A 21,056-nucleotide genomic window follows, 5' to 3' on the forward strand; every position below is an offset into this window, starting at 1 on the left:
CGGGGCTGGTTGATACAGCCCCGTGTCGTTTAAGAATTTCGCTACGAGAGATGGCCATGTCCCAAGACATTCACGCTCACCGGATCCTGATCCTCGACTTCGGCTCCCAGTACACCCAGCTGATCGCCCGCCGCGTCCGCGAGATCGGCGTGTACTGCGAAATCCATCCGTTCGACATGAGCGACGAAGACGTTCGCGCCTTCGCCCCGCGTGGCATCATCCTGGCCGGCGGCCCGGAGTCGGTGCACGAAGCCAACAGCCCGCGCGCGCCGCAGGCCGTGTTCGACCTGAAAGTGCCGCTGTTCGGCATCTGCTACGGCATGCAGACCATGGCCGAGCAGATGGGTGGCAAGGTTCTGGGCTCTGACCTGCGCGAGTTCGGCTACGCCCGCGTCGACGTGGTCGCCAAGGCCCGCCTGCTGGACGGCATCGAAGACTACGTGGGTGCTGACGGCGTATTCGGCCTCGACGTGTGGATGAGCCACGGCGACAAGGTCACCGAGATCCCGGCCGGCTTCCACATCCTCGCCAGCACCCCGAGCTGCCCGATCGCCGCCATGGCTGACGACACCCGCGGCTACTACGGCGTGCAGTTCCACCCGGAAGTGACCCACACCAAGCAGGGCGGTCGCATCCTTTCCCGCTTCGTGCTGGACATCTGCGGCTGCGAAGCCCTGTGGACCCCGTCCAACATCGTCAACGACGCCATCGCCACCGTGCGCGCCCAGGTGGGCAACTCCAAGGTGCTGCTGGGCCTGTCCGGCGGCGTCGACTCCTCGGTGGTCGCAGCCCTGCTGCACAAGGCCATCGGCGACCAGCTGACCTGCGTCTTCGTCGACAACGGCCTGCTGCGCCTGCACGAGGGTGACCAGGTGATGGCCATGTTCGCCGAGAACATGGGCGTCAAGGTGATCCGCGCCAACGCCGAGGAGAAGTTCCTGGGCCGCCTGGCCGGTGTCAGCGACCCGGAGCAGAAGCGCAAGATCATCGGCGGCAGCTTCATCGAGGTCTTCGATGAGGAAGCCACCAAGCTGCAGGACGTGAAGTTCCTCGCCCAGGGCACCATCTACCCCGACGTGATCGAGTCGGCTGGCGCCAAGACCGGCAAGGCCCACGTGATCAAGTCGCACCACAACGTCGGCGGCCTGCCCGAAGACATGCAGTTCGAACTGGTCGAGCCGCTGCGCGAGCTGTTCAAGGACGAAGTCCGCAAGATCGGCCTGGAGCTGGGCCTGCCCTACGACATGGTCTACCGCCACCCGTTCCCGGGCCCGGGCCTGGGCGTGCGCATCCTCGGCGAAGTGAAGAAGGAATACGCCGACCTGCTGCGTCGCGCGGACCACATCTTCATCGAAGAGCTGCGCAACTTCGACTGGTACCACAAGACCAGCCAGGCCTTCGTGGTATTCCAGCCGGTGAAATCCGTCGGTGTGGTCGGTGATGGCCGTCGCTACGCCTGGGTCGTTGCCCTGCGCGCCGTGGAAACCATCGACTTCATGACCGCTCGTTGGGCGCACCTGCCCTACGAGCTGCTGGAGAAGGTCTCGAACCGCATCATCAACGAGATCGAAGGCATCTCCCGCGTCACCTACGACGTGTCGAGCAAGCCGCCGGCCACCATCGAGTGGGAATGATCGGAGACGTTTAACGTTTCCTTAACGGAGAAGGCGGCAAGCTCGCCGCTTTCTTCCGCAGGCAAGGGCGGGAATACCCGTCCTTGACCTGGCGCATGAGAGGCGTTTGCCTCTTCATGCAGAGTTGCTTCCTGCTTGCGTTTCAACCAGCAGGACCGTGCAGCCGGCCGCAAGAGCCTGGCGCCAGGCGCGAAATGCGCCTACCTCCGTGAAAGCCGATGGGGTCGCAAGTCCCTTGTTCTAGGAGTCTGGACCCATGTCGTTTACCCGTAGACAAGTACTCGGCGGTATCGCCGGCCTGGCCGTGCTCGGCCTGGGCGCCGGTGGCGCGCGCATCTGGCTGGCGCGTCCGGAAGTCGCCGCCGAGCACGATTACGAACTGATCGCCGCCCCGCTCGACCTGGAACTGGTGCCCGGCCACAAGACCCCGGGCCTGGGCTATGGCGGCCAGGCTCCCGGCGTGGAGATCCGCGCGCGCCAGGGCGACTGGCTGCGTGTGCGTTTCACCAACAAGCTGGACGAGCCGACCACCATCCACTGGCACGGCATCCGCCTGCCCATCGAGATGGACGGCGTGCCCTACATCTCGCAGCCGCCGGTGCAGCCGGGCGAAAGCTTCATCTACCAGTTCAAGACGCCGGACGCCGGCAGCTACTGGTACCACCCGCACTTGATGAGCAGCGAGCAGCTGGGTCGTGGCCTGGTCGGGCCGCTGATCATCGACGAGCGCGAGCCGAGCGAGTTCACCAGCGAGAAGATCCTCAACCTGAAGACCTGGCACGTGGACGAGGAGGGCAATTTCACGCCCTTCAGCATTCCCCGCGAAGCGGCGCGCGAGGGCACGCGTGGGCGTCTGTCGACGGTCAACGGCGTGCCTACGCCCGTGATCGAGTTGCCGGCTGGCGAGATCGTCCGGGTACGCATCCTCAACCTCGACAGTACCGTGACCTACCGGCTCAACCTGCCCGGCGCTGATGCGAAGATTTATGCGCTGGATGGCCATCCGGTGACGCCGCGCGATTTCGGCAAGGGCCCCAAGGACCAGTACTGGATCGGCCCGGGTATGCGTCTGGAGTTGGGCGTGCGTGGACCGGAGGAAGGCGCGGAGCTGTCGTTGCGCAATGGCCCGGTGCGCGTGGCGACCATTCGTGGCGTTGCCAACCCGAAGGCGCCCACAGCGAAATGGCCGGCGCCGCTGCCGCACAACCCGGTGCCCGAGCCGGATCTGAAGAACGCCGAGACCATCAACTTCAAGTTCGAGTGGGTCGGCGCCAGTTCCGACTATTCCAAGGAGCAGGCGCAGCCCTCGTTGTGGCAGATCAACGGCGTGGCCTGGCAGGGCGGCGAGGAGCACAAGCACAACGCTCCGCCGCTGGCCAAGCTCAAGGAAGGCAACAGCTATATCTTCGTGCTGCGCAACATGACCCAGTACCAGCACCCGATCCACCTGCACGGCATGGCCTTCAAGGTGCTGGACTCCGACCGTCGGGAGATCATCCCGTATTTCACCGACACCTACCTGCTGGGCAAGAATGAGACGGCACGCGTGGCGCTGGTGGCGGATAACCCTGGCCTGTGGATGTTCCACTGCCACGTGATCGATCACATGGAGACCGGGCTGATGGGAACCATCGCGGTGGGCGAGGCATGGTGCGGCTGACCAACAGCAAGGGCCATCCGACGGTGAAGGGGCTGATGCCGGTCATCGACCGCAGCCAGGACATCCCCTTCATGCGCGAGGCCATGGCACTGGCCGAACAGGGCGCGGCCCTGGGTGAAGTGCCGGTGGGCGCGGTGCTGGTGCTGGACGGGAAGATCGTCGGCCGCGGCTTCAACCGGCCGATCACTTCCCATGATCCCAGTGCCCATGCCGAGATGGTCGCGATCCGCGAGGCCTCTGCGGCTACGCAGAATTATCGGCTGCCTGGCAGTACGCTCTATGTGACCCTCGAACCCTGCAGCATGTGCGCTGGCCTGCTGGTGCATTCGCGCATTCAGCGGGTGGTGTTTGGTGCTGCCGAGCCGAAGTCCGGGGTGGTGGTCAGTCGGGGTAACTTCTTCGAGCAGGACTTTCTCAATCACCGGGTGCTGGTGGAGGGTGGGGTGCTGGGGGAGGAGTGCAGTGCGATGTTGTCGGCGTTCTTCAAGGCGCGGCGCAAGGGCTGAGCAATTCTTCCCTGGTGGTGCGGCGCGTTGTACTACGGGCGGCTTGATCGGCGGCTTCGGCTTGGGTGTTTTTGCGCCGCTCTGGGCGTATGCGTGAGCTTCGTGTTTCGCCCCCTCGGGCGAGTCCCTTTTGGCAAGCGCCCCAAAAGGAACCAAAAGGTCTTGCCCCTCCATCCGGTTTTTCGCCTAGGCGAAAAATACCCTCGTTGAATCGAAATTTCAGGGGCACGCCGCGAAGGGCCATCCCTGGCCCATCGCGGCTCTCGCGACATCCATGTCGCTCAACCCCTGAAATTCCAATTCAACGAGGCCTCCTGAAAGGGGCCATTCGGCGTGCGCGGATATTTCCCTGGAAGTCCTCAAGAGCCAAAGCCAATGCTAAAGCCAGGGGCGGGCGGAGCATTGGCTCTTCGTAGGAGCGAGCTTGCTCGCGAACCGCACGGCACCGCTGCCTACCCGTAGGAGCGGACCTTGTCCGCGAAATCCATCACCAACAAACCCACGTCACAGTGAGGCGCGTGCTTTGCGCGGACGCGGCTGCGCCGGCGGTGGGGATTCGTATGGAGGGGGGCTACACGGGAGGTGCTCTGAAGGACTGCCTCAGAGCTTCTGATCCCGCCCATCCTCATCATCAGGCTTGGTCTTGTTCACGCCCGGCAGGTGCAGGCCGCTTTCGGCGAGCTGGCCGCCTTCCATCTGCGGCTGGGTCACCCAGGTGAGGATGTCGTAGTAGCGGCGCACGTTCTGCACGAAGTGCACGGTCTCGCCGCCGCGCGCATAGCCGTAGCGGGTCTTGCGGTAGTACTGCTTCTGCGCCAGGCGCGGCAGCATCTTCTTTACGTCGAGCCACTTGTTCGGGTTCAGGCCTTCCTGCTCGGCCATCTTGCGCGCGTCGTCCAGGTGCGCGCCGCCGATGTTGTAGGCGGCCAGGGCGAACCAGCTGCGGTCCGGATCCTTGATGCTGTCGGGCAGTTCGTCCTTGATCTGGGTGTAGTACTTGCTGCCGCCCTGGATGCTCTGCTTCGGGTCCAGGCGATTGGACACGCCCATGGCCTGGGCGGTGCGGTTGGTCAGCATCATCAGGCCGCGCACGCCGGTCTTGGAGGTCGCGTCGGGCTGCCACATGGATTCCTGGTAGCCGATGGCGGCCAGCAGGCGCCAGTCGGCTTCGAGCTTGGTGCCGCTCTGGCGGAAGTGCTGCTCGTACTTGGGCAGGCGCTGCTGCAGGTGCTGGGCGAAGGTGTAGGCGCCAACGTAGCCGAGTACGTCGACGTGGCCGTAGTAGCGATCCTTCAGGCGTTGCAGCAGGCCGTCCTGCTTGGCCTTGTCGAGGAAGGTGTTGACCTTCTCCAGCAGGCTGTTGTCCTCGCCGGCCGGCAGTGCCCAGGCCAGGCCGCGGGCGTCGCCGAGGTCGAAGGCGACGCGCACGTTGGGGAAGTACACCTGGTTCATCGCCAGCTCGTTGGAGTCCACCAGGGTCAGGTCGGTCTCGCCGACATCGACCATGCGCAGCAGGTCGACCATCTCGTCGGCGTCGGACTCGCGGTATTCCAGCTTGGGGAACTGCTTCTTCAGTTCGGCCAGTTGCGCGGCGTGGCTGCTGCCTTTGAGGACGACGATGCGCTTGCCGACCAGGTCTTCCGGGCGGGTGGGGCGCTGGGCGCCGTTGCGGTAGACGACCTGCGGGGTGACGTCGAGGTAGGAGTGCGAGTAGCGCACCTGGGTATCGCGCTCGCCGCCCGGGGTCAGGCCGGCCGCCGCGAGGTTCGGCCCGCCGTCGCGGCTGATGCGGTCGTAGAGGTCGTCGATGTTGTCGGCGGTTTCGATCTGCAGCTGTACGCCCAGGCTGTCGGCGAAGCGCTTGGCCAGTTCGTATTCGAAACCGGTGTCGCCGTTGCGGTCCTGGAAGTAGGTGGCCGGACTGTTGCGGGTGATCACGCGCAGCACGCCGTCCTTCTGCACGCGCTCGAGGGCCGTCGGGGCTTTCGCCTCGCTACAGCCGGAAAGCAGCAGAAAGATACAGGTCGCCAAGATCCAGGCGGTGCAGCGCACGCGGGACACAGTCAGGGCAAGCATCGGGGCAGTATACGCAAAGGCCGCTCGGCGCCATATCTCGACAGCCTGCTGCATCTCTGCTAGCTGGAGCGCCGTTCGTCGGCAATTTTCGCGGTGAAGGCCGGCGGACGGGGATTTTTCCTAGGACGCTCGAAGGCCTTCGAAGATGAAAGGTATTTTCCGCGGGAGCAGTGGTAAGGAAGGCGCTTGAAAGCTGCCGCCGGGCAACGCTTTACGGTAGAATGCACGGCCTCTGTGGGCCGGCCCGTCCGGCCCCACACACTTCCCCGTCTCCAGAGGCTGTTCCGACAATGCTGATCCTGCGCGGTGCTCCCGCCCTTTCCGCTTTCCGCCACGGCAAACTGCTCGACCTGCTGACCCAGCATGTACCCGCCGTCACCGGGCTGTATGCCGAGTTTGCGCACTTCGCCGAGGTCACCGGAGCCCTCAACGCCGAGGAAGAACAAGTCCTGGCGCGCCTGCTGAAGTACGGCCCGAGCGTGCCCGTGCAGGAGCCCGCCGGTCGTCTGTTCCTGGTGCTGCCGCGTTTCGGCACCATCTCGCCCTGGTCGAGCAAGGCCTCGGACATCGCCCGCAACTGCGGCCTGGCGAAGATCGAGCGTCTCGAACGCGGCATCGCCTACTACGTCACCGGTGAGCTGAGCGAGGCCGACGCGCAAGCCGTCGCCGCCCGCCTGCACGACCGCATGACCCAGCTGGTGCTGAGCCAGCTCGAAGAGGCTTCGGCCCTGTTCAGCCACGCCCAGCCCAAGCCGCTGACCGTGGTCGACATCCTCGCCGGCGGTCGCGCCGCGCTGGAGAAGGCCAACCTCGAACTGGGCCTGGCCCTGGCCGACGACGAGATCGACTACCTGGTGAAGAGCTTCGTCGAGATGGGCCGCAACCCGCACGACGTCGAGCTGATGATGTTCGCCCAGGCCAACTCCGAACACTGCCGTCACAAGATCTTCAACGCCAGTTGGGACATCGACGGCCAGTCGCAGGACAAGAGCCTGTTCGGCATGATCAAGAACACCTATGAAATGCACCGCGAAGGCGTGCTGTCCGCTTACAAGGACAACGCCGCCGTGATGAAGGGCTACGTCGCCGGCCGCTTCTACCCGAACGCCGAGACCCGCGAGTACGCCGCCAGCGAAGAGCCGGTGCATATCCTGATGAAGGTGGAGACCCACAACCACCCGACCGCCATCGCTCCGTTCCCCGGCGCCTCCACCGGCTCCGGCGGCGAGATCCGCGACGAAGGCGCCACCGGTCGTGGCGCCAAGCCCAAGGCCGGCCTGGTCGGCTTCACCGTCTCCAACCTGAACATCCCCGGTTTCGAGCAGCCCTGGGAAGTGCCCTACGGCAAGCCCGAGCGCATCGTCACCCCGCTGGACATCATGATCGAAGGCCCGCTGGGCGGCGCCGCGTTCAACAACGAATTCGGCCGCCCGAACCTGGCCGGCTACTTCCGTACCTTCGAGCAGGCCATCGCCACCCCGCGTGGCGAGGAAGTCCGTGGCTACCACAAGCCGATCATGATCGCCGGCGGCCTGGGCAACATCCGCGAAGACCACGTGCAGAAGGGCGAGATCTCGGTCGGCGCCAAGCTGATCGTGCTCGGCGGCCCGGCCATGCTGATCGGCCTGGGCGGCGGCGCCGCTTCCTCCATGGCCACCGGCGCTTCCGCCGCTGACCTGGACTTCGCCTCGGTGCAGCGCGAGAACCCGGAAATGGAACGCCGTTGCCAGGAGGTCATCGACCGCTGCTGGCAGATGGGCGAGAACAACCCGATCAAGTTCATCCACGACGTGGGCGCAGGCGGCATCTCCAACGCCCTGCCGGAACTGATCAACGACGGTGGCCGTGGTGGCCGCTTCGAACTGCGCAACGTGCCCAACGACGAGCCGGGCATGAGCCCGCTGGAAATCTGGTGCAACGAGTCGCAGGAACGCTACGTGATGTCGGTGGACGCCGCCGACTTCGAGACCTTCAAGGCCATCTGCGAGCGCGAGCGCTGCCCGTTCGCCGTGGTCGGCGAAGCCACCGAAGAGCTGCAGCTGACCGTCGCCGACAGCCACTTCGGCAACAAGCCGGTGGACATGCCGCTCGAAGTGCTGCTCGGCAAGCCGCCGCGCATGCACCGTTCGGTCACCCGCGAAGCCGAACTGGGCGATGACTTCGCCGCTGCCGGCCTGGACCTGACCGAGTCCACCGAGCGCGTGCTGCGCCACCCGGCCGTGGCCAGCAAGAACTTCCTGATCACCATCGGCGACCGCACCATCACCGGCCTGGTGGCCCGCGACCAGCTGGTCGGCCCGTGGCAGGTACCGGTGGCCGACTGCGCCGTCACCGCCACCAGCTTCGACGTCTACACCGGTGAAGCCATGGCCATGGGCGAGCGCACTCCGCTAGCCGTGATCGACGCCCCGGCCTCCGGCCGCATGGCGATCGGCGAGACCATCACCAACCTGGCCGCCGCGAGCATCGACAAGATCTCCGAGATCAAGCTCTCCGCCAACTGGATGGCCGCCGCCGGCCACCCGGGTGAGGACGCGCGCCTGTACGACACCGTCAAGGCTGTCGGCATGGAGCTGTGCCCGGCGCTGGGCATCACCATCCCGGTGGGCAAGGACTCCATGTCCATGAAGACCCGCTGGCAGGATGGCGACGCCGAGAAGAGCGTCACCTCGCCGATGTCGCTGATCATCTCCGGCTTCGCCCCGGTCAACGACGTGCGCAAGACCCTGACCCCGCAACTGCGCCTGGACCAGGGCGAGACCGACCTGATCGTGATCGACCTCGGCCGTGGCAAGAACCGCATGGGCGGCTCGATCCTCGCCCAGGTCAACGGCCAGATCGGCCGCGCCGCTCCGGACGTCGACGACGCCGAAGACCTGAAGGCCTTCTTTGCCGTGATCCAGGGCCTGAACGCCGACGGCCACCTGCTGGCCTACCACGACCGTTCCGACGGCGGCCTGATGGCCAGCGTGGTGGAAATGGCCTTTGCCGGTCATTGCGGCCTCGACCTGAACCTCGACGCCCTGGCCGACAGCCGTGACGAACTGACCGCCGCCCTGTTCAACGAAGAGCTGGGTGCGGTGATCCAGGTTCGCAGCGGCGCCACTCCGGAAGTGCTGGCCCAGTTCAGCGCCGCCGGCCTGGAAGACTGCGTCGCGGTCATTGGCCAGCCGGCCAAGGGCGCCGAGATCGAGCTGTCCTTCAATGGCGAGCGTGTCTTCAGCGCCCAGCGCCGCAACCTGCAGCGCATCTGGAGCGAGACCAGCTACCGCATCCAGCGCATGCGCGACAACGCCGACTGCGCCGATCAGGAATTCGACGGCCTGCTCGAAGAAGCGAACCCCGGCCTGTCGGTGAAGCTGAGCTTCGACGTCAACGACAACATCGCCGCGCCCTACATCAAGAAGGGCGTGCGCCCGCAGATCGCCATCCTGCGCGAGCAGGGCGTCAACGGTCAGGTGGAAATGGCTGCGGCCTTCGACCGCGCCGGTTTCGCTGCGGTCGACGTGCACATGAGCGACATCCTCTCCGGCCGTATCAGCCTGGAGCAGTTCAAGGGCCTGGTGGCCTGCGGTGGCTTCTCCTACGGCGACGTGCTGGGCGCCGGCGAAGGCTGGGCCAAGTCGATCCTCTTCAACGCCCGTGCCCGCGATGGCTTCCAGGCCTTCTTCGAGCGCAAGGACAGCTTCGCCCTCGGTGTGTGCAACGGTTGCCAGATGATGTCCAACCTGCACGAGCTGATCCCCGGCACCGAGTTCTGGCCGCACTTCGTGCGCAACCGCTCCGAGCAGTTCGAAGCGCGCGTGGCGATGGTCCAGGTGCAGGAGTCGCAGTCGATCTTCCTGCAGGGCATGGCCGGTTCGCGCATGCCGATCGCCATTGCTCACGGCGAAGGTCATGCGGAGTTCGAGAGCGAGGAAGCGCTGCTGGAAGCCGACCTGTCCGGCACCGTGGCCCTGCGTTTCGTCGACAACCTGGGCAAGGTCACCGAGAGCTACCCGGCCAACCCGAACGGCTCGCCGCGTGGCATCACTGGCCTGACCAGCCGCGACGGCCGCGTCACCATCATGATGCCGCACCCGGAGCGGGTGTTCCGCGCTGTGCAGAACTCCTGGCGTCCTGAGGAGTGGGAAGAGGACGGCGGCTGGATGCGCATGTTCCGCAATGCCCGCGTCTGGGTCGGCTGAGTTCGCTGCGATGCAACACGCGAAAGGGGAAAGCTTCGGCTTTCCCCTTTTTCTTTGTTCAGCCTGCGTGGGGGAACACCTTGGCTGACGGCGAAGTGCTTCCTGAAGTGCGTGCGGTCGAGCCGGGGCAGGTGCTGCGCCTTTGTCGCTGCGGGCGCTGCGCCAGCCTGCCGGATGCCGCGGCAGACTGCGCGGAGGTGCTCGAACTGACCGTCGGGCGCGAGCGTCACCTGCTGCTCTGCCGCTGCGGCCTGTCGGCTAGACTGCCATTCTGTGACGGCTCCCACGCGCCGGCGGCACCGGGCTTGAAGGAGCGCTGGCGGCGTTTCACCGGCGGCTGAGCTCGAAGTCGGTCACAGATTTCAGACAAAGTCCGCGCCCGGCGAACAAGCCAGGAACCGGACGGTCGAACTTGCACGATGACCAGCAAGTCACAGGAGGCAAAGTGCCACTATTTGTGGCAGCATTTGTCAGCCGTGGCGCTCTTTGCCACGGTCGTGTCCCTGTTTCGATCGGAGTCTCCGATGTACAAACTGTGTTTCTACGTTCCGGAAAGCCATCTGGAACCGGTCAAGAAGGCGCTGTTCGCCGCCGGTGCAGGACGCATCGGTGCCTACGACAGCTGTTGCTGGCAGGCGCTCGGACAGGGACAGTTCCGCCCACTGCAGGGCAGCAGCCCTTATATCGGCCAGGCCGGCAGCGTCGAGCACGTCGCTGAATGGAAGGTCGAGATGGTGGTGGCCGACGAGTTGATACATGACTCGGTGAAGGCGCTGAAGCAGGCCCATCCCTACGAGACGCCGGCCTACGAGGTCTGGCGGCTGTCGGACATGGTGTTCTGAGCAGACATGAAAAAGGCGCCCGCAGGCGCCTTTTTTCTTGCGGGTCCGCTTACGGACGAATCTCGATCAGCGTGCCGTCCTTGACCAGGCTCCAGACCTCACGCATGTCGGCGTTGGTCATGGCGATGCAGCCGTTGGTCCAGTCCAGGGTGGAGAAGTACCACTCCGGATAGTCGTCATCCATCGGCGTGCCGTGGATCATGATCATGCCGCCTGGCGACAGGCTCTTTTCCCGTGCCTTGGCCACATCGCGGGCGTTGGGGTAGGAGATGTGCATGGAGAGGTTGTACTTGTCGCTGGTCTTGCGCCAGTCGACCCAGTAGAAGCCTTCCGGCGTGCGGTTGTCGCCTTCGGCCAGCTTCGGGCCTTGCGGGCGCTTGCCCAGGGACACGCGATAAGTCTTGAGAACCTTGCCGTTGCTGATCAGGTTCATTTTGCGCTCGGACTTGAGCACGAGAATCTTGTCGATACGACCGTCGAGCGTGGGCAGCGCGTTGGCATGCGAGAACGCTGCGAAGGTCAGACAAAGTACGGCAATCAACCAGCGCTTCAAGTGGTGTTCCCCGGTAGTTCCTAAAGCCTTAGAGGCGGTAAACAAGTCTATTAGTTCTTTTTCTGTGCAAGCATTGGGAGAATTCCCTCGTTGCGTATCGGGAAACTCTGAATGGTTCGATCCGCAAGGAAATATTCTAAGGTACGGCCCACGGTGGGGAAAGCCAGCTCATCCCACGGTATGTCGGATTCTTCGAAGAGTTGAACTTCCAGGCTTTCTTCGCCGGCGGAGAAGTCCAGGTCGGCCAGTTCGGCGCGGAAGAAGATATAAACCTGGCTGATATGCGGCAGATCAAAGACCGTATAAAGCTGCAAGCCGTGTACTCGCGCATTGGCCTCTTCGAGGGTCTCGCGGGCGGCGGCCTGTTCCAGCGTCTCGCCGTTCTCCATGAAGCCCGCCGGCAGTGTCCAGTAGCCCTGGCGCGGCTGGATCGCCCGGCGGCAGAGGAGGATGCGCCCGTCCCAGACCGGCAGGCAGCCGGCGACGATGCGCGGGTTCTGGTAATGCACGGTCTGGCACTGGTCGCAGACGTAGCGCGGGCGATTGTCGCCGCTGGGGATGCGCAGGCTCACGCTGGCGCCGCACTGGCTGCAGAAATTCATGCCGCTTCCTTGTTATGTATTGAGGCAATCTTGCGCGCTGCGCGGGGCGTGCAGCAAGGGGCGGGGGTTGGGCAGGGGCGTCTTTCGTGCCATGATTCTTCAATTAAAAGAATCGGCCATTTCCCGCAGGATGTTCCGCATGCTGGACCAGCTGCGCCAACGCATACAGGCGCACACGCCAAGCGATCTCGAAACGGACCACAGCTTCCCTGAAGCGGCGGTCCTGCTCCCCATCACTCCCCAGGAAGAGCTCGTGCTCACCTTGCGCGCGACCGGTCTGTCGACCCACAGCGGCGAAGTGGCGTTTCCGGGCGGGCGCCGCGACCCGGAGGATGTGGACCTGATCCACACCGCCCTGCGCGAGGCTCACGAGGAGATCGCCCTGCCGCCGGGGCTGGTGGAAGTGGTCGGGCCGCTGAGCACCCTGGTCTCGCGCCACGGCATCCTGGTCAAACCGTTCGTCGGTTTCGTCCCGGATTTCGTCGAGTACCGGCCCAACGACGGCGAGATCGACGCCGTGTTCAAGGTGCCGCTGGACTTCTTCCGTGGCGACCCGCGGGAAACCACCCACCGCATCGATTACTTCGGCCGCAGCTGGTATGTCCCGAGCTATCTGTTCGAGGGCTACAAGATCTGGGGCCTGTCCGCGATCATGCTGGTCGAGCTGCTCAACCTGCTGTACGACAGCGGCATCGACCTGCACCAGCCGCCCGCGAAGTTCATCAAGCTCAGCTGATGCTTCCCTATAAGAACAGCGGCCCCCGCCTGAGGAGATACCCATGAAATACCGCCTGGGCTCGTCCCGAGTCGAAACCCATCCGGAAAGCTGGATCGCCCCCAACGCCACGGTGGTCGGCAAGGTGCGCCTCGACGCCGGCGCCAGCGTGTGGTTCAACGCCGTGCTGCGCGGCGACAACGAGCTGATCCACATCGGCGAGCACAGCAACGTCCAGGACGGCACCGTGATGCACACCGACATGGGCTTCCCGCTGACCCTGGGCAAGGGTGTGACCATCGGCCACAACGCCATGCTGCACGGTTGCACGGTGGGCGACTACAGCCTCATCGGCATCAACGCGGTGATCCTCAACGGCGCGAAGATCGGCAAGTACTGCATCATCGGCGCCAACGCGCTGATCCCCGAGGGCAAGGAAATCCCCGACGGTTCCCTGGTCATGGGCTCGCCCGGCAAGGTGGTGCGCGAGCTCAGCGAGCCGCAGAAGAAGATGCTCGAGGCCAGCGCCGCCCACTATGTGCACAACGCCCAGCGTTATGCCCGCGATCTGGCCGAGCAGGAAGATGACTGAAGAACGTCCCGTCGCCTCGCCCTGCGTGCACGTCTGCGCGCTGGACGACGCCGACATCTGCCTGGGCTGCCAGCGCAGCTCCGCGGAGATCACCCGCTGGGGCCTGATGGACAACGCCGAGCGCCGTGAAGTGCTCCGGCGTTGCGAGCAGCGCGCCCGCGAACAGGGCGTGCTGATCTAGCGCGCACCGAACTCTTTTTCCAACTCCAGTTTCCCCGAGGTTTCCCGCAATGCCCCGTATTGGAACCCCCCTGTCGCCGAGCGCGACCCGCGTACTGCTCTGTGGCTCCGGCGAGCTGGGCAAGGAAGTGGCGATCGAGCTGCAGCGCCTGGGCTGCGAAGTCATCGCCGTGGACCGCTACGAGAACGCGCCGGCCATGCAGGTCGCGCACCGCAGCCACGTGATCAGCATGCTCGACGGCGTTGCCCTGCGCGCGGTGATCAAGCAGGAAAAGCCGCACTACATCGTGCCGGAGATCGAAGCCATCGCCACCGCGACCCTGGTCGAGCTGGAGAACGAAGGCTACACCGTGATCCCCACCGCCCGTGCCGCGCAGCTGACCATGAATCGCGAGGGCATTCGTCGCCTGGCCGCCGAAGAGCTGGGCCTGCCGACCTCGCCCTACCACTTCGCCGACACCTACGAGGACTACGCCGCGGGCGTCGCCGCCGTGGGCTATCCGTGCGTGGTCAAGCCGATCATGAGTTCCTCGGGCAAGGGCCAGAGCGTGCTCAAGTCCGATGCCGACCTGAAGACCGCCTGGGATTACGCCCAGGAAGGCGGCCGCGCCGGCAAGGGCCGCGTCATCGTCGAGGGCTTCATCGACTTCGACTACGAAATCACCCTGCTGACCGTGCGCCACATCGGCGGCACCACCTTCTGCGCGCCCATCGGCCACCGCCAGGTGAAGGGCGACTACCACGAGTCCTGGCAGCCCCAGGCCATGAGCCCGAAGGCACTGGCCGAGTCGGAGCGCGTGGCCAAGGCGGTTACCGAAGCGCTGGGCGGTCGCGGCCTGTTCGGCGTGGAGCTGTTCGTCAAGGGCGATGAAGTGTGGTTCAGCGAAGTCTCGCCGCGCCCGCACGACACCGGCCTGGTCACCCTGATCTCCCAGGACCTCTCCGAATTCGCCCTGCACGCCCGCGCCATCCTTGGCCTGCCGATCCCGGTGATCCGCCAGCTGGGCGATTCCGCCTCGGCGGTGATCCTGGTGGAAGGCAAGTCGCAGCAGGTGTCTTTCGGCAACGTCGGCGCTGCCCTTAGCGAGCCGGACACCGCGCTGCGCCTGTTCGGCAAGCCGGAAGTGGATGGCCAGCGCCGCATGGGCGTTGCCCTGGCACGCGACGAGTCGATCGACGCCGCCCGCGCCAAGGCCACCCGTTCGGCCCAGGCGGTCAAAGTCGAGCTGTGAGCCGCTGGGCGGGGCTGATGTGGTGGGCGGCGGCAGTGCCGCTGCTGCCGCTGGCCCTGCCCATGGCCGTGCGCACCCGGCGCACGGCCTTGCGCCTGGCTCCTGCCGCGGGCACTTGCGAAGGTGTAGCGGGGGTGGAGTTTGCTGGCGAACCCTTTCGTCTGTTGCTGCTGGGTGAGTCCACCGTTGCCGGTGTCGGGGCGTCCTGCCTGGACTTCGCCCTGGCCGGTCGACTGGCCCTGGCGCTCTCCACTCGTCTGCAGCGGCCGGTCGTCTGGCGTGCAGCGGGGGAGAACGGCATTACTGCCAGCGAGGCCTGTGAGCGCCTCCTGCCGTTGGTGGCCGGGCAGGATTACGACCTGGTGGCGCTGGTGTTTGGCGTCAACGACACCACGCATTTCAGCTCCAGCCAGCGTTGGCTGGGCGCCCTGGAGAAACTGATCGAACATTTCCGCGGCCGTGGCGCGCGGGTGGTATGCACGGCGGTACCGCCGCTGCAGCACTTCACCGCCTTGCCCTGGCTGTTGCGGCAGTTGCTCGGTTGGCGCGGGGCGTTGCTGGATCGGCAGCTCGGTGCCCTGGCCATGGCGCAGGGCGCGGGCTATTGCGGAGTAAGCCTGGAGATGCAGCCGCAGTTCCTCGCCATCGATGGCTATCACCCTTCGGCGCTGGGCTATCAGGTCTGGGGCGAGCATCTGGCCGAGTGGCTGGTGCAGCCGTTCGGGGGGCACGGCTCTTTGTAGGATCGAGGGGGACGCCTAGTTCTTGCTCGCGAACAGTCGTATCCGGTTGCTCTGGCGTTGGGCGGTTCGCGAGCAAGCTCGCTCCTACAGGTCGTTCAAGCCTCAGCGGATATCGTTCAGGTCATCCCCGCGGGTTTCGCGCAGGCACAGCACGGCCAGCAGGCTGAGCGCCGCCGCGACCGAGACATAGCCGCCGACCCAGCTCAAGCCACCCATGCCCACCAGCTTCTGCGCGATATACGGCGCCACCGATGCACCGAGGATGCCGCCCAGGTTGTAGGCAGCCGAAGCACCGGTGTAGCGCACGTGGGTGGGGAACAGTTCCGGCAGCAGCGCGCCCATGGGGGCGAAGGTCACGCCCATGAGGAACAGCTCCAGCGACAGGAACACCGCCACTTCCACCGACGAACCCTGGCTCAGCAGGGGCTCCATGGCGAAGCCCGAGGCGATGGCGGCAACGCAGCCGACGATCAGCACCGGCTTGCGCCCGAAGCGGTCGCTGAGCCAGGCGGAAACCGGCGTGGCAGCTGCCATGAACAGCACGGCGATGCAGAGCAGGCCGAGGAAGTCCTCGCGGCTGTAGCCCAGGGTGCTGACCCCGTAGCTCAGCGAGAACACCGTGGAGATATAGAAGAGCGCGTAGCACACCACCATCGCCAGGGCGCCCAGCAGGGTCGGGCGCCAGTGCCTGGCGCAGAGTTCGGCGATGGGCAGGCTGGAGCGTTCGTGGCGTTCCATGGCCTTGGCGAATACCGGGGTTTCCACCAGCTTCAGGCGTACATAGAGCCCGACCAGGACCAGCACGGCGCTGAGGACGAACGGGATGCGCCAGCCCCAGGCGCGGAACTGCTCTTCGCTGAGCAGCATGGCCAGGCAGAGGAACAGGCCGTTGGCGGCGAGGAAGCCAATGGAGGGGCCCATCTGCGGGAACATGCCGAACCAGGCACGGCGGCCTTTGGGCGCGTTCTCCGTGGCCAGCAGCGCGGCGCCGCCCCATTCGCCACCCAGCCCAAGGCCCTGGCCAAAGCGCAGCACGCAAAGCAGGATCGGCGCCCAGGCGCCAATGCTGTCGTAGCCCGGCAGCAGGCCGATGAGGGTGGTGGAGATGCCCATCAGCAGCAGCGAGGCCACCAGGGTCGACTTGCGCCCGATGCGATCGCCGAAGTGGCCGAACAGCGCCGAGCCCAGCGGACGGGCGAGGAAGGCGATGCCGAAGGTGATGAAGGCGCTGAGCGCCTGGGCGGTGCCGGAGGTCTGCGGGAAGAACACCGGGCCGATCACCAGCGCGGCGGCGGTGGCGTAGACGTAGAAATCGTAGAACTCGATGGCGGTGCCGATGAAGCTGGCCACCGCGACGCGGGTGGTGGAGTTGGTCTGTGCGGCCGGTTGTGCGGCTTCGAGGGTGGCACTGGTCATACGGGGAATATCCCTGGCAGTCAGGCGCGGCGACGACTCTGGCGGTCGTGTCCGACGTTTCTTGAGGCATCGCCATGGCGCGAGTGCGAGCGCGGCCCGGGATCGGGGCAGGGTGGGCGCGGCTCGCGGTGGGTCAGGGCGAGGCCGGCTGCTTCGCAAGGCAACGACGTGGGGTCGAGGCTCGGCGGGGCGTGCGATTGACTGGCCGGCGCGGCGTCGCGGGTAGCGACGGGCGCAGGCGGGAGGCTGGGTAAGCCGTCCGGATTATAGGGGCGGGCGGGGCGCCTCAGGCAAGCTCGTCGGTGTAGGGTGCTTCGCGGGGCGGCGCGCCGGGCAGCCAGGCGCGCACGCTTTTCACCCGGTTTTCGCCCGATTGCAGGATTTCCAGGCGGTAGCGGCCGATCTTCAGGCACACCGTGCTGTCGGGAATCTGCTCCAGCGCTTCGGTGATCAGGCCGTTGAGGGTCTTCGGCCCGTCGCTGGGCAGCTGCCAGCCCAGTGCGCGGTTGACGTCACGCAGGTTGGCCGAGCCGTCGATGACGTAGGTGCCGTCGGCCTGCGGGTGGATGTCCGGGTTGCGCAGGGTGTTCTGGTTGCTGAACTCGCCGACGATCTCTTCGAGGATGTCTTCCAGGGTGATGATGCCGATCACCTCGCCGTACTCGTCGACGACGATGCCGATGCGCCGCTTCTGCTTCTGGAAATTGATCAGCTGGGTCGACAGCGGCGTGCTCTCGGGCACGAAGTAGGGCTCCAGGCACGCGGCCTTGAGGCTTTCCTTGGTCAGCTGGTTGTGGGTCAGCAGGCGGGCGATCTGGCGCATGTGCACCACGCCCTCGACCTGGTTGATGTCGTTGCGGAACACCGGCAGGCGGGTGTGGGTGGTGTTGCGCAGCTGGCCGATGATGGTTTCCAGCTCGTCGTCCAGGTCGATGCCCTGGACTTCGTTGCGCGGCACCATCAGGTCGTTCACGGTGATCTTTTCCAGGTCGAGGATGCTCAGCAGCATGTCCTGGCGGTTGTTGGTGAGCTTCTCGCTGGAGTCGGTGACCACGCTGCGCAACTCGTCGTTGCTCAGCGGCTTGTTGCCGCGCTGGGTCGGGTCGAGGCCGCCCAGGCGCAGCAGCAGGTTGCTGATGCCGGTCATCAGCCAGAGCAGCGGGCTGAACAGCTTCTGCATCCAGATCAGCGGCAGGCTGGCGGGGAAGGCCACGCGCTCGGGGCGCAGGGCGGCGTAGGTCTTGGGGGTGATCTCGCCGAAGATCAGCAGGATCAGCGTCAGCGCCACCGTGGTGATCGCCACGCCGGCTTCGCCCCACAGGCGCAGGGCCAGCAGGGTGGCCAGGGACGAGGCGATGATGTTGACGAAGTTGTTGCCGATCAGGATGGTGCCCAGCAGCCGGTCGGTGCGCAGCAGCAGCCAGCTGGTGCGCCGCGCGCCGCGATTGCCCTGCTTGGACAGGTGGCGCAGGCGGTAGCGGTCGAGGCTGAGCATGCCGGTCTCGACGCTGGAGAAGAATGCCGAACAGAGGATCAGGAAGACCAGCAGGCCGATCAGGTAGCCGGGGTGGATCTCTTCCATGCGCGCAGGTCCTTCAGCGGCGCTCGGGCGCCGCCGTTAGCGTCAGATGTGCAGGATGAATTCCTTGACCAGCTTGCTGCCGAAGTAGGCCAGCATCAGCAGGCAGAAACCCGCGAGGGTCCAGCGGATCGCTTTGTGGCCGCGCCAGCCGAGCTGGTGGCGGCCCCACAGCAGCACGCCGAACACCACCCAGGCGAAGCAGGAGAGGATGGTCTTGTGCGCCAGGTGCTGGGCGAACAGGTTGTCGACGAACAGCCAGCCGGAGATCAGCGACAGCGAAAGCAGCGACCAGCCGCCCCAGAGGAAGCCGAACAACAGGCTTTCCATGGTCTGCAGCGGCGGGAAGTTGCGGATCAGGCCCGACGGGTGCTTGTGCTTGAGCTGATGGTCCTGGACCAGCAGGAGCAGCGCCTGGACCACGGCGATGGTGAGCAGGCCGTAGGCCAGGATCGACAGCAGGATGTGGGCGAGGATGCCCGGCTGTTCGTTGATCGGCTCGATGGTGCCGTGGGGCATCAGCGCGGCCAGCAGGGTGGTCAGCGCGCCCAGCGGATAGAGGAAGATCAGCAGGTTGTGCACCGGGATGCGCAGGCAGGCCAGCAGGGTCAGGGCGGTGACCGCGGCGGAGATCAGGCTGGCGGCATTGAAGAAGTCCAGCGTCAGGCCGGCCGGCGTCAGCAGCTCCTGGCTCAGGCTGAAGGCCTGGCAGAGCAGGGCGACCAGGCCCAGCAGGAGGAGCAGCGGTTTCTGCGGCGGGACGCGACGGGCCAGGCTTGCGCCCTGGTAGACGGTGGTGCCGATATAAAGGACGGCGGCGATCAGGCTGGGCAGCAGAGGTTGCATAAGTCCTTGGAACAGTCCTTCGAAAGGGGACCCGAAAGGTCGGGAGTTTGGCACAGATCGCTTGCGCCTAGAAAGCCGCCGGGGCCAGTTCGCCGCCGGCCTGCGACGCGGTCCGTCACATCGGGATCATCGGCGGTGTTGGCGCTGGCCGCACTTCGCTATAATCGGCCGCTTGCTGACAAGCCAAACCCAGGCCCGACCGGGCTGATTAGGAACGCGCATGTTCGAAAACCTTACAGATCGCCTCTCGCAAACGCTGCGCCACGTCACCGGCAAGGCCAAGCTGACCGAGGACAACATCAAGGACACGCTCCGCGAAGTGCGGATGGCCCTGCTGGAGGCCGACGTGGCCCTGCCGGTGGTCAAGGACTTCGTCGCCAAGATCAAGGATCGCGCGGTCGGCACCGAGGTTTCCAAGAGCCTGACCCCGGGCCAGGCCTTCGTGAAGATCGTCCAGGCCGAACTGGTCGAGTTGATGGGCGCGGCCAACGAGGACCTCGACCTCGCCGCCGCTCCGCCTGCGGTCATCCTGATGGCCGGCCTGCAGGGCGCGGGCAAGACCACCACCGCCGGCAAGCTGGCGCGCTTCCTTAAGGAGCGCAAGAAGAAGTCCGTGCTGCTGGTGTCCGCCGACGTCTACCGTCCGGCGGCGATCAAACAGCTGGAAACCCTGGCCAACGACCTGGACGTGACCTTCTTCCCGTCCGACACCAGCCAGAAGCCGGTCGCCATCGCCGAAGCGGCGATCCGCGAAGCCAAGCTGAAATTCATCGACGTGGTGATCGTCGACACCGCCGGCCGTCTGCACATCGACGCCGACATGATGGACGAGATCAAGCAGGTCCACGCGGCGATCAAGCCGGTGGAGACCCTGTTCGTGGTCGACGCCATGACCGGCCAGGACGCCGCCAACACCGCCAAGGCCTTCAATGACGCACTGCCGCTGACCGGCGTGGTGCTGACCAAGGTCGACGGCGACGCCCGTGGCGGTGCCGCGCTGTCCGTGCGCGCCATCACCGGCAAGCCGATCAAGTTCCTCGGCATGGGCGAGAAGAGCGAAGCGCTCGATCCGTTCCACCCCGACCGCGTGGCCTCGCGCATCCTCGGCATGGGCGACGTGCTCAGCCTGATCGAACAGGCCGAGCAGGGCATGGACCGCGAGAAGGCCGAGAAACTCGCGAAGAAGATCAAGAAGGGCAAGGGCTTCGACCTGGAAGACTTCCGCGATCAGCTGCAACAGATGAAGAACATGGGCGGCCTGGGCAGCCTGATGGACAAGCTGCCGATGCTCGGCGGCGTCAACCTGTCGCAGATGGGCAACGCGCAGAACGCGGCGGAGAAGCAGTTCAAGCAGATGGAGGCGATCATCAACTCCATGACTCCGGGCGAGCGCCGCGATCCGGAAGTGATCAGCGGCTCGCGCAAGCGCCGCATCGCCATGGGTTCGGGTACCCAGGTGCAGGACGTCGGGCGCCTGATCAAGCAGCACAAGCAGATGCAGAAGATGATGAAGAAGGTCACCGCCAAGGGCGGTATGGCCAAGATGATGCGCGGCATGGGGAGCATGTTCCCCGGCGGCATGCCCAAGATGTAAGCCCAGGCGGCTCGCCGCCCGGCGGGCTGGACGCGCTGCGGCTTGCGGCGCGGGGCTTTAGCTCATAGAATATGCGGCCTTTCGGGCTATGTGCCCGAG

Annotated in this window: 18 protein-coding genes; 12 read left to right on the forward strand and 6 right to left on the reverse strand. The window is 65.6% G+C overall.

What is annotated here, in order from left to right; translation table 11 throughout:
• Nucleotides 1-56: 56 nt before the first annotated feature.
• The 3 genes from guaA (at nt 57) to tadA (ending at nt 3,800) form a co-directional block, all read left to right on the forward strand.
• A complete protein-coding gene (gene guaA / locus QO207_RS17605) occupies nt 57-1,634 on the forward strand; it encodes a glutamine-hydrolyzing GMP synthase (RefSeq protein ID WP_301533618.1) in 1,578 nt (525 codons plus the stop codon).
• 256 nt (nt 1,635-1,890) lie between these two features.
• Complete coding sequence (locus QO207_RS17610; protein WP_301533619.1) at nt 1,891-3,294, forward strand: multicopper oxidase family protein; 1,404 nt, start codon at nt 1,891-1,893, stop codon at nt 3,292-3,294.
• Entirely contained in the window at nt 3,285-3,800 is a 516-nt protein-coding gene (gene tadA / locus QO207_RS17615; RefSeq protein WP_301533739.1) for a tRNA adenosine(34) deaminase TadA, read from the forward strand. The genes QO207_RS17610 and tadA overlap by 10 nt, the downstream gene beginning before the upstream one ends.
• Before the next feature lie 600 nt (nt 3,801-4,400).
• Here the strand turns inward: tadA and mltF are convergent.
• Nucleotides 4,401-5,876: a membrane-bound lytic murein transglycosylase MltF gene (gene mltF / locus QO207_RS17620; RefSeq protein WP_301533620.1), complete on the reverse strand. Its 1,476-nt coding sequence runs from the start codon at nt 5,874-5,876 to the stop codon at nt 4,401-4,403.
• A gap of 290 nt (nt 5,877-6,166) precedes the next feature.
• On the opposite strand from mltF, the gene purL reads away from it, so the two are divergent.
• From purL to QO207_RS17635, 3 genes are all read left to right on the forward strand, one after another.
• Complete coding sequence (purL, locus tag QO207_RS17625) at nt 6,167-10,063, forward strand: phosphoribosylformylglycinamidine synthase (RefSeq protein WP_301533621.1); 3,897 nt, start codon at nt 6,167-6,169, stop codon at nt 10,061-10,063.
• A gap of 80 nt (nt 10,064-10,143) precedes the next feature.
• Nucleotides 10,144-10,404 carry a CDGSH iron-sulfur domain-containing protein gene (locus tag QO207_RS17630; protein WP_301533622.1) on the forward strand — a complete coding sequence of 87 codons (261 nt, stop codon included), beginning with the start codon at nt 10,144-10,146 and terminating at the stop codon, nt 10,402-10,404.
• 183 nt (nt 10,405-10,587) lie between these two features.
• The gene (locus QO207_RS17635; protein WP_301533623.1) at nt 10,588-10,905 is read left to right on the forward strand and encodes a YqfO family protein; all 318 of its coding nucleotides are present in this window, start codon (nt 10,588-10,590) and stop codon (nt 10,903-10,905) included.
• A 49-nt stretch (nt 10,906-10,954) separates the two neighbouring features.
• On the opposite strand, the gene QO207_RS17640 is transcribed toward QO207_RS17635, so the two are convergent.
• Together QO207_RS17640 and QO207_RS17645 are read right to left on the reverse strand one after the other, a co-directional pair.
• Nucleotides 10,955-11,458, reverse strand: a complete 504-nt coding sequence (locus QO207_RS17640) for a murein L,D-transpeptidase family protein (protein ID WP_301533624.1) — start codon at nt 11,456-11,458, stop codon at nt 10,955-10,957.
• Between the two features lie 50 nt (nt 11,459-11,508).
• On the reverse strand, nt 11,509-12,060 hold the full coding sequence (locus tag QO207_RS17645; RefSeq protein ID WP_301533625.1) for an NUDIX hydrolase: 552 nt from the start codon (nt 12,058-12,060) through the stop codon (nt 11,509-11,511).
• A 130-nt stretch (nt 12,061-12,190) separates the two neighbouring features.
• Between QO207_RS17645 and QO207_RS17650 the strand changes: the two genes are divergently transcribed.
• Genes QO207_RS17650 through QO207_RS17670 form a run of 5 tightly spaced genes read left to right on the forward strand, consistent with a single transcriptional unit; the run spans nt 12,191 to nt 15,522 of the window.
• Nucleotides 12,191-12,796 carry a CoA pyrophosphatase gene (locus QO207_RS17650; RefSeq protein ID WP_301533740.1) on the forward strand — a complete coding sequence of 202 codons (606 nt, stop codon included), beginning with the start codon at nt 12,191-12,193 and terminating at the stop codon, nt 12,794-12,796.
• Nucleotides 12,797-12,839: 43 nt separating this feature from the next.
• Nucleotides 12,840-13,367 (forward strand): gamma carbonic anhydrase family protein, encoded by a 528-nt coding sequence (locus QO207_RS17655; RefSeq protein WP_301533626.1) that lies wholly within the window; start codon nt 12,840-12,842, stop codon nt 13,365-13,367.
• Complete coding sequence (locus QO207_RS17660) at nt 13,360-13,548, forward strand: DUF1289 domain-containing protein (RefSeq protein WP_301533627.1); 189 nt, start codon at nt 13,360-13,362, stop codon at nt 13,546-13,548. The genes QO207_RS17655 and QO207_RS17660 overlap by 8 nt, the downstream gene beginning before the upstream one ends.
• A 49-nt stretch (nt 13,549-13,597) precedes the next feature.
• The gene (gene purT / locus QO207_RS17665) at nt 13,598-14,779 is read left to right on the forward strand and encodes a formate-dependent phosphoribosylglycinamide formyltransferase (RefSeq protein WP_301533628.1); all 1,182 of its coding nucleotides are present in this window, start codon (nt 13,598-13,600) and stop codon (nt 14,777-14,779) included.
• A complete protein-coding gene (locus tag QO207_RS17670) occupies nt 14,776-15,522 on the forward strand; it encodes an SGNH/GDSL hydrolase family protein (protein WP_301533629.1) in 747 nt (248 codons plus the stop codon). Before purT ends, QO207_RS17670 begins: the two co-directional genes overlap by 4 nt.
• A 102-nt stretch (nt 15,523-15,624) precedes the next feature.
• Here the strand turns inward: QO207_RS17670 and QO207_RS17675 are convergent, their stop codons facing one another.
• From QO207_RS17675 to QO207_RS17685, 3 genes are all read right to left on the reverse strand, one after another.
• Nucleotides 15,625-16,938: an MFS transporter gene (locus tag QO207_RS17675; protein ID WP_301533630.1), complete on the reverse strand. Its 1,314-nt coding sequence runs from the start codon at nt 16,936-16,938 to the stop codon at nt 15,625-15,627.
• A 286-nt stretch (nt 16,939-17,224) separates the two neighbouring features.
• The gene (locus QO207_RS17680) at nt 17,225-18,520 is read right to left on the reverse strand and encodes an HlyC/CorC family transporter (RefSeq protein ID WP_301533631.1); all 1,296 of its coding nucleotides are present in this window, start codon (nt 18,518-18,520) and stop codon (nt 17,225-17,227) included.
• A gap of 42 nt (nt 18,521-18,562) precedes the next feature.
• Complete coding sequence (locus QO207_RS17685) at nt 18,563-19,363, reverse strand: inner membrane protein YpjD (protein WP_301533632.1); 801 nt, start codon at nt 19,361-19,363, stop codon at nt 18,563-18,565.
• Nucleotides 19,364-19,583: 220 nt separating this feature from the next.
• On the opposite strand from QO207_RS17685, the gene ffh reads away from it, so the two are divergent.
• The gene (gene ffh, locus QO207_RS17690) at nt 19,584-20,957 is read left to right on the forward strand and encodes a signal recognition particle protein (RefSeq protein ID WP_301533633.1); all 1,374 of its coding nucleotides are present in this window, start codon (nt 19,584-19,586) and stop codon (nt 20,955-20,957) included.
• The last annotated feature ends 99 nt before the right edge of the window (nt 20,958-21,056 follow it).

Source organism: Pseudomonas sp. CAN1 (genome assembly GCF_030462585.1).
Classification (GTDB): domain Bacteria; phylum Pseudomonadota; class Gammaproteobacteria; order Pseudomonadales; family Pseudomonadaceae; genus Pseudomonas.

Excerpts from the sequence above, each read along its gene's own strand:
- guaA (WP_301533618.1), top strand. The coding sequence starts at position 57 with ATGTCCCAAGACATTCACGCTCACCGGATCCTGATCCTCGACTTCGGC.
- QO207_RS17610 (WP_301533619.1), top strand. The coding sequence starts at position 1,891 with ATGTCGTTTACCCGTAGACAAGTACTCGGCGGTATCGCCGGCCTGGCC.
- mltF (WP_301533620.1), bottom strand. The coding sequence starts at position 5,876 with ATGCTTGCCCTGACTGTGTCCCGCGTGCGCTGCACCGCCTGGATCTTG.
- purL (WP_301533621.1), top strand. The coding sequence starts at position 6,167 with ATGCTGATCCTGCGCGGTGCTCCCGCCCTTTCCGCTTTCCGCCACGGC.
- QO207_RS17635 (WP_301533623.1), top strand. The coding sequence starts at position 10,588 with ATGTACAAACTGTGTTTCTACGTTCCGGAAAGCCATCTGGAACCGGTC.
- QO207_RS17645 (WP_301533625.1), bottom strand. The coding sequence starts at position 12,060 with ATGAATTTCTGCAGCCAGTGCGGCGCCAGCGTGAGCCTGCGCATCCCC.
- QO207_RS17650 (WP_301533740.1), top strand. The coding sequence starts at position 12,191 with ATGTTCCGCATGCTGGACCAGCTGCGCCAACGCATACAGGCGCACACG.
- QO207_RS17655 (WP_301533626.1), top strand. The coding sequence starts at position 12,840 with ATGAAATACCGCCTGGGCTCGTCCCGAGTCGAAACCCATCCGGAAAGC.
- QO207_RS17660 (WP_301533627.1), top strand. The coding sequence starts at position 13,360 with ATGACTGAAGAACGTCCCGTCGCCTCGCCCTGCGTGCACGTCTGCGCG.
- purT (WP_301533628.1), top strand. The coding sequence starts at position 13,598 with ATGCCCCGTATTGGAACCCCCCTGTCGCCGAGCGCGACCCGCGTACTG.
- QO207_RS17675 (WP_301533630.1), bottom strand. The coding sequence starts at position 16,938 with ATGACCAGTGCCACCCTCGAAGCCGCACAACCGGCCGCACAGACCAAC.
- QO207_RS17680 (WP_301533631.1), bottom strand. The coding sequence starts at position 18,520 with ATGGAAGAGATCCACCCCGGCTACCTGATCGGCCTGCTGGTCTTCCTG.
- QO207_RS17685 (WP_301533632.1), bottom strand. The coding sequence starts at position 19,363 with ATGCAACCTCTGCTGCCCAGCCTGATCGCCGCCGTCCTTTATATCGGC.
- ffh (WP_301533633.1), top strand. The coding sequence starts at position 19,584 with ATGTTCGAAAACCTTACAGATCGCCTCTCGCAAACGCTGCGCCACGTC.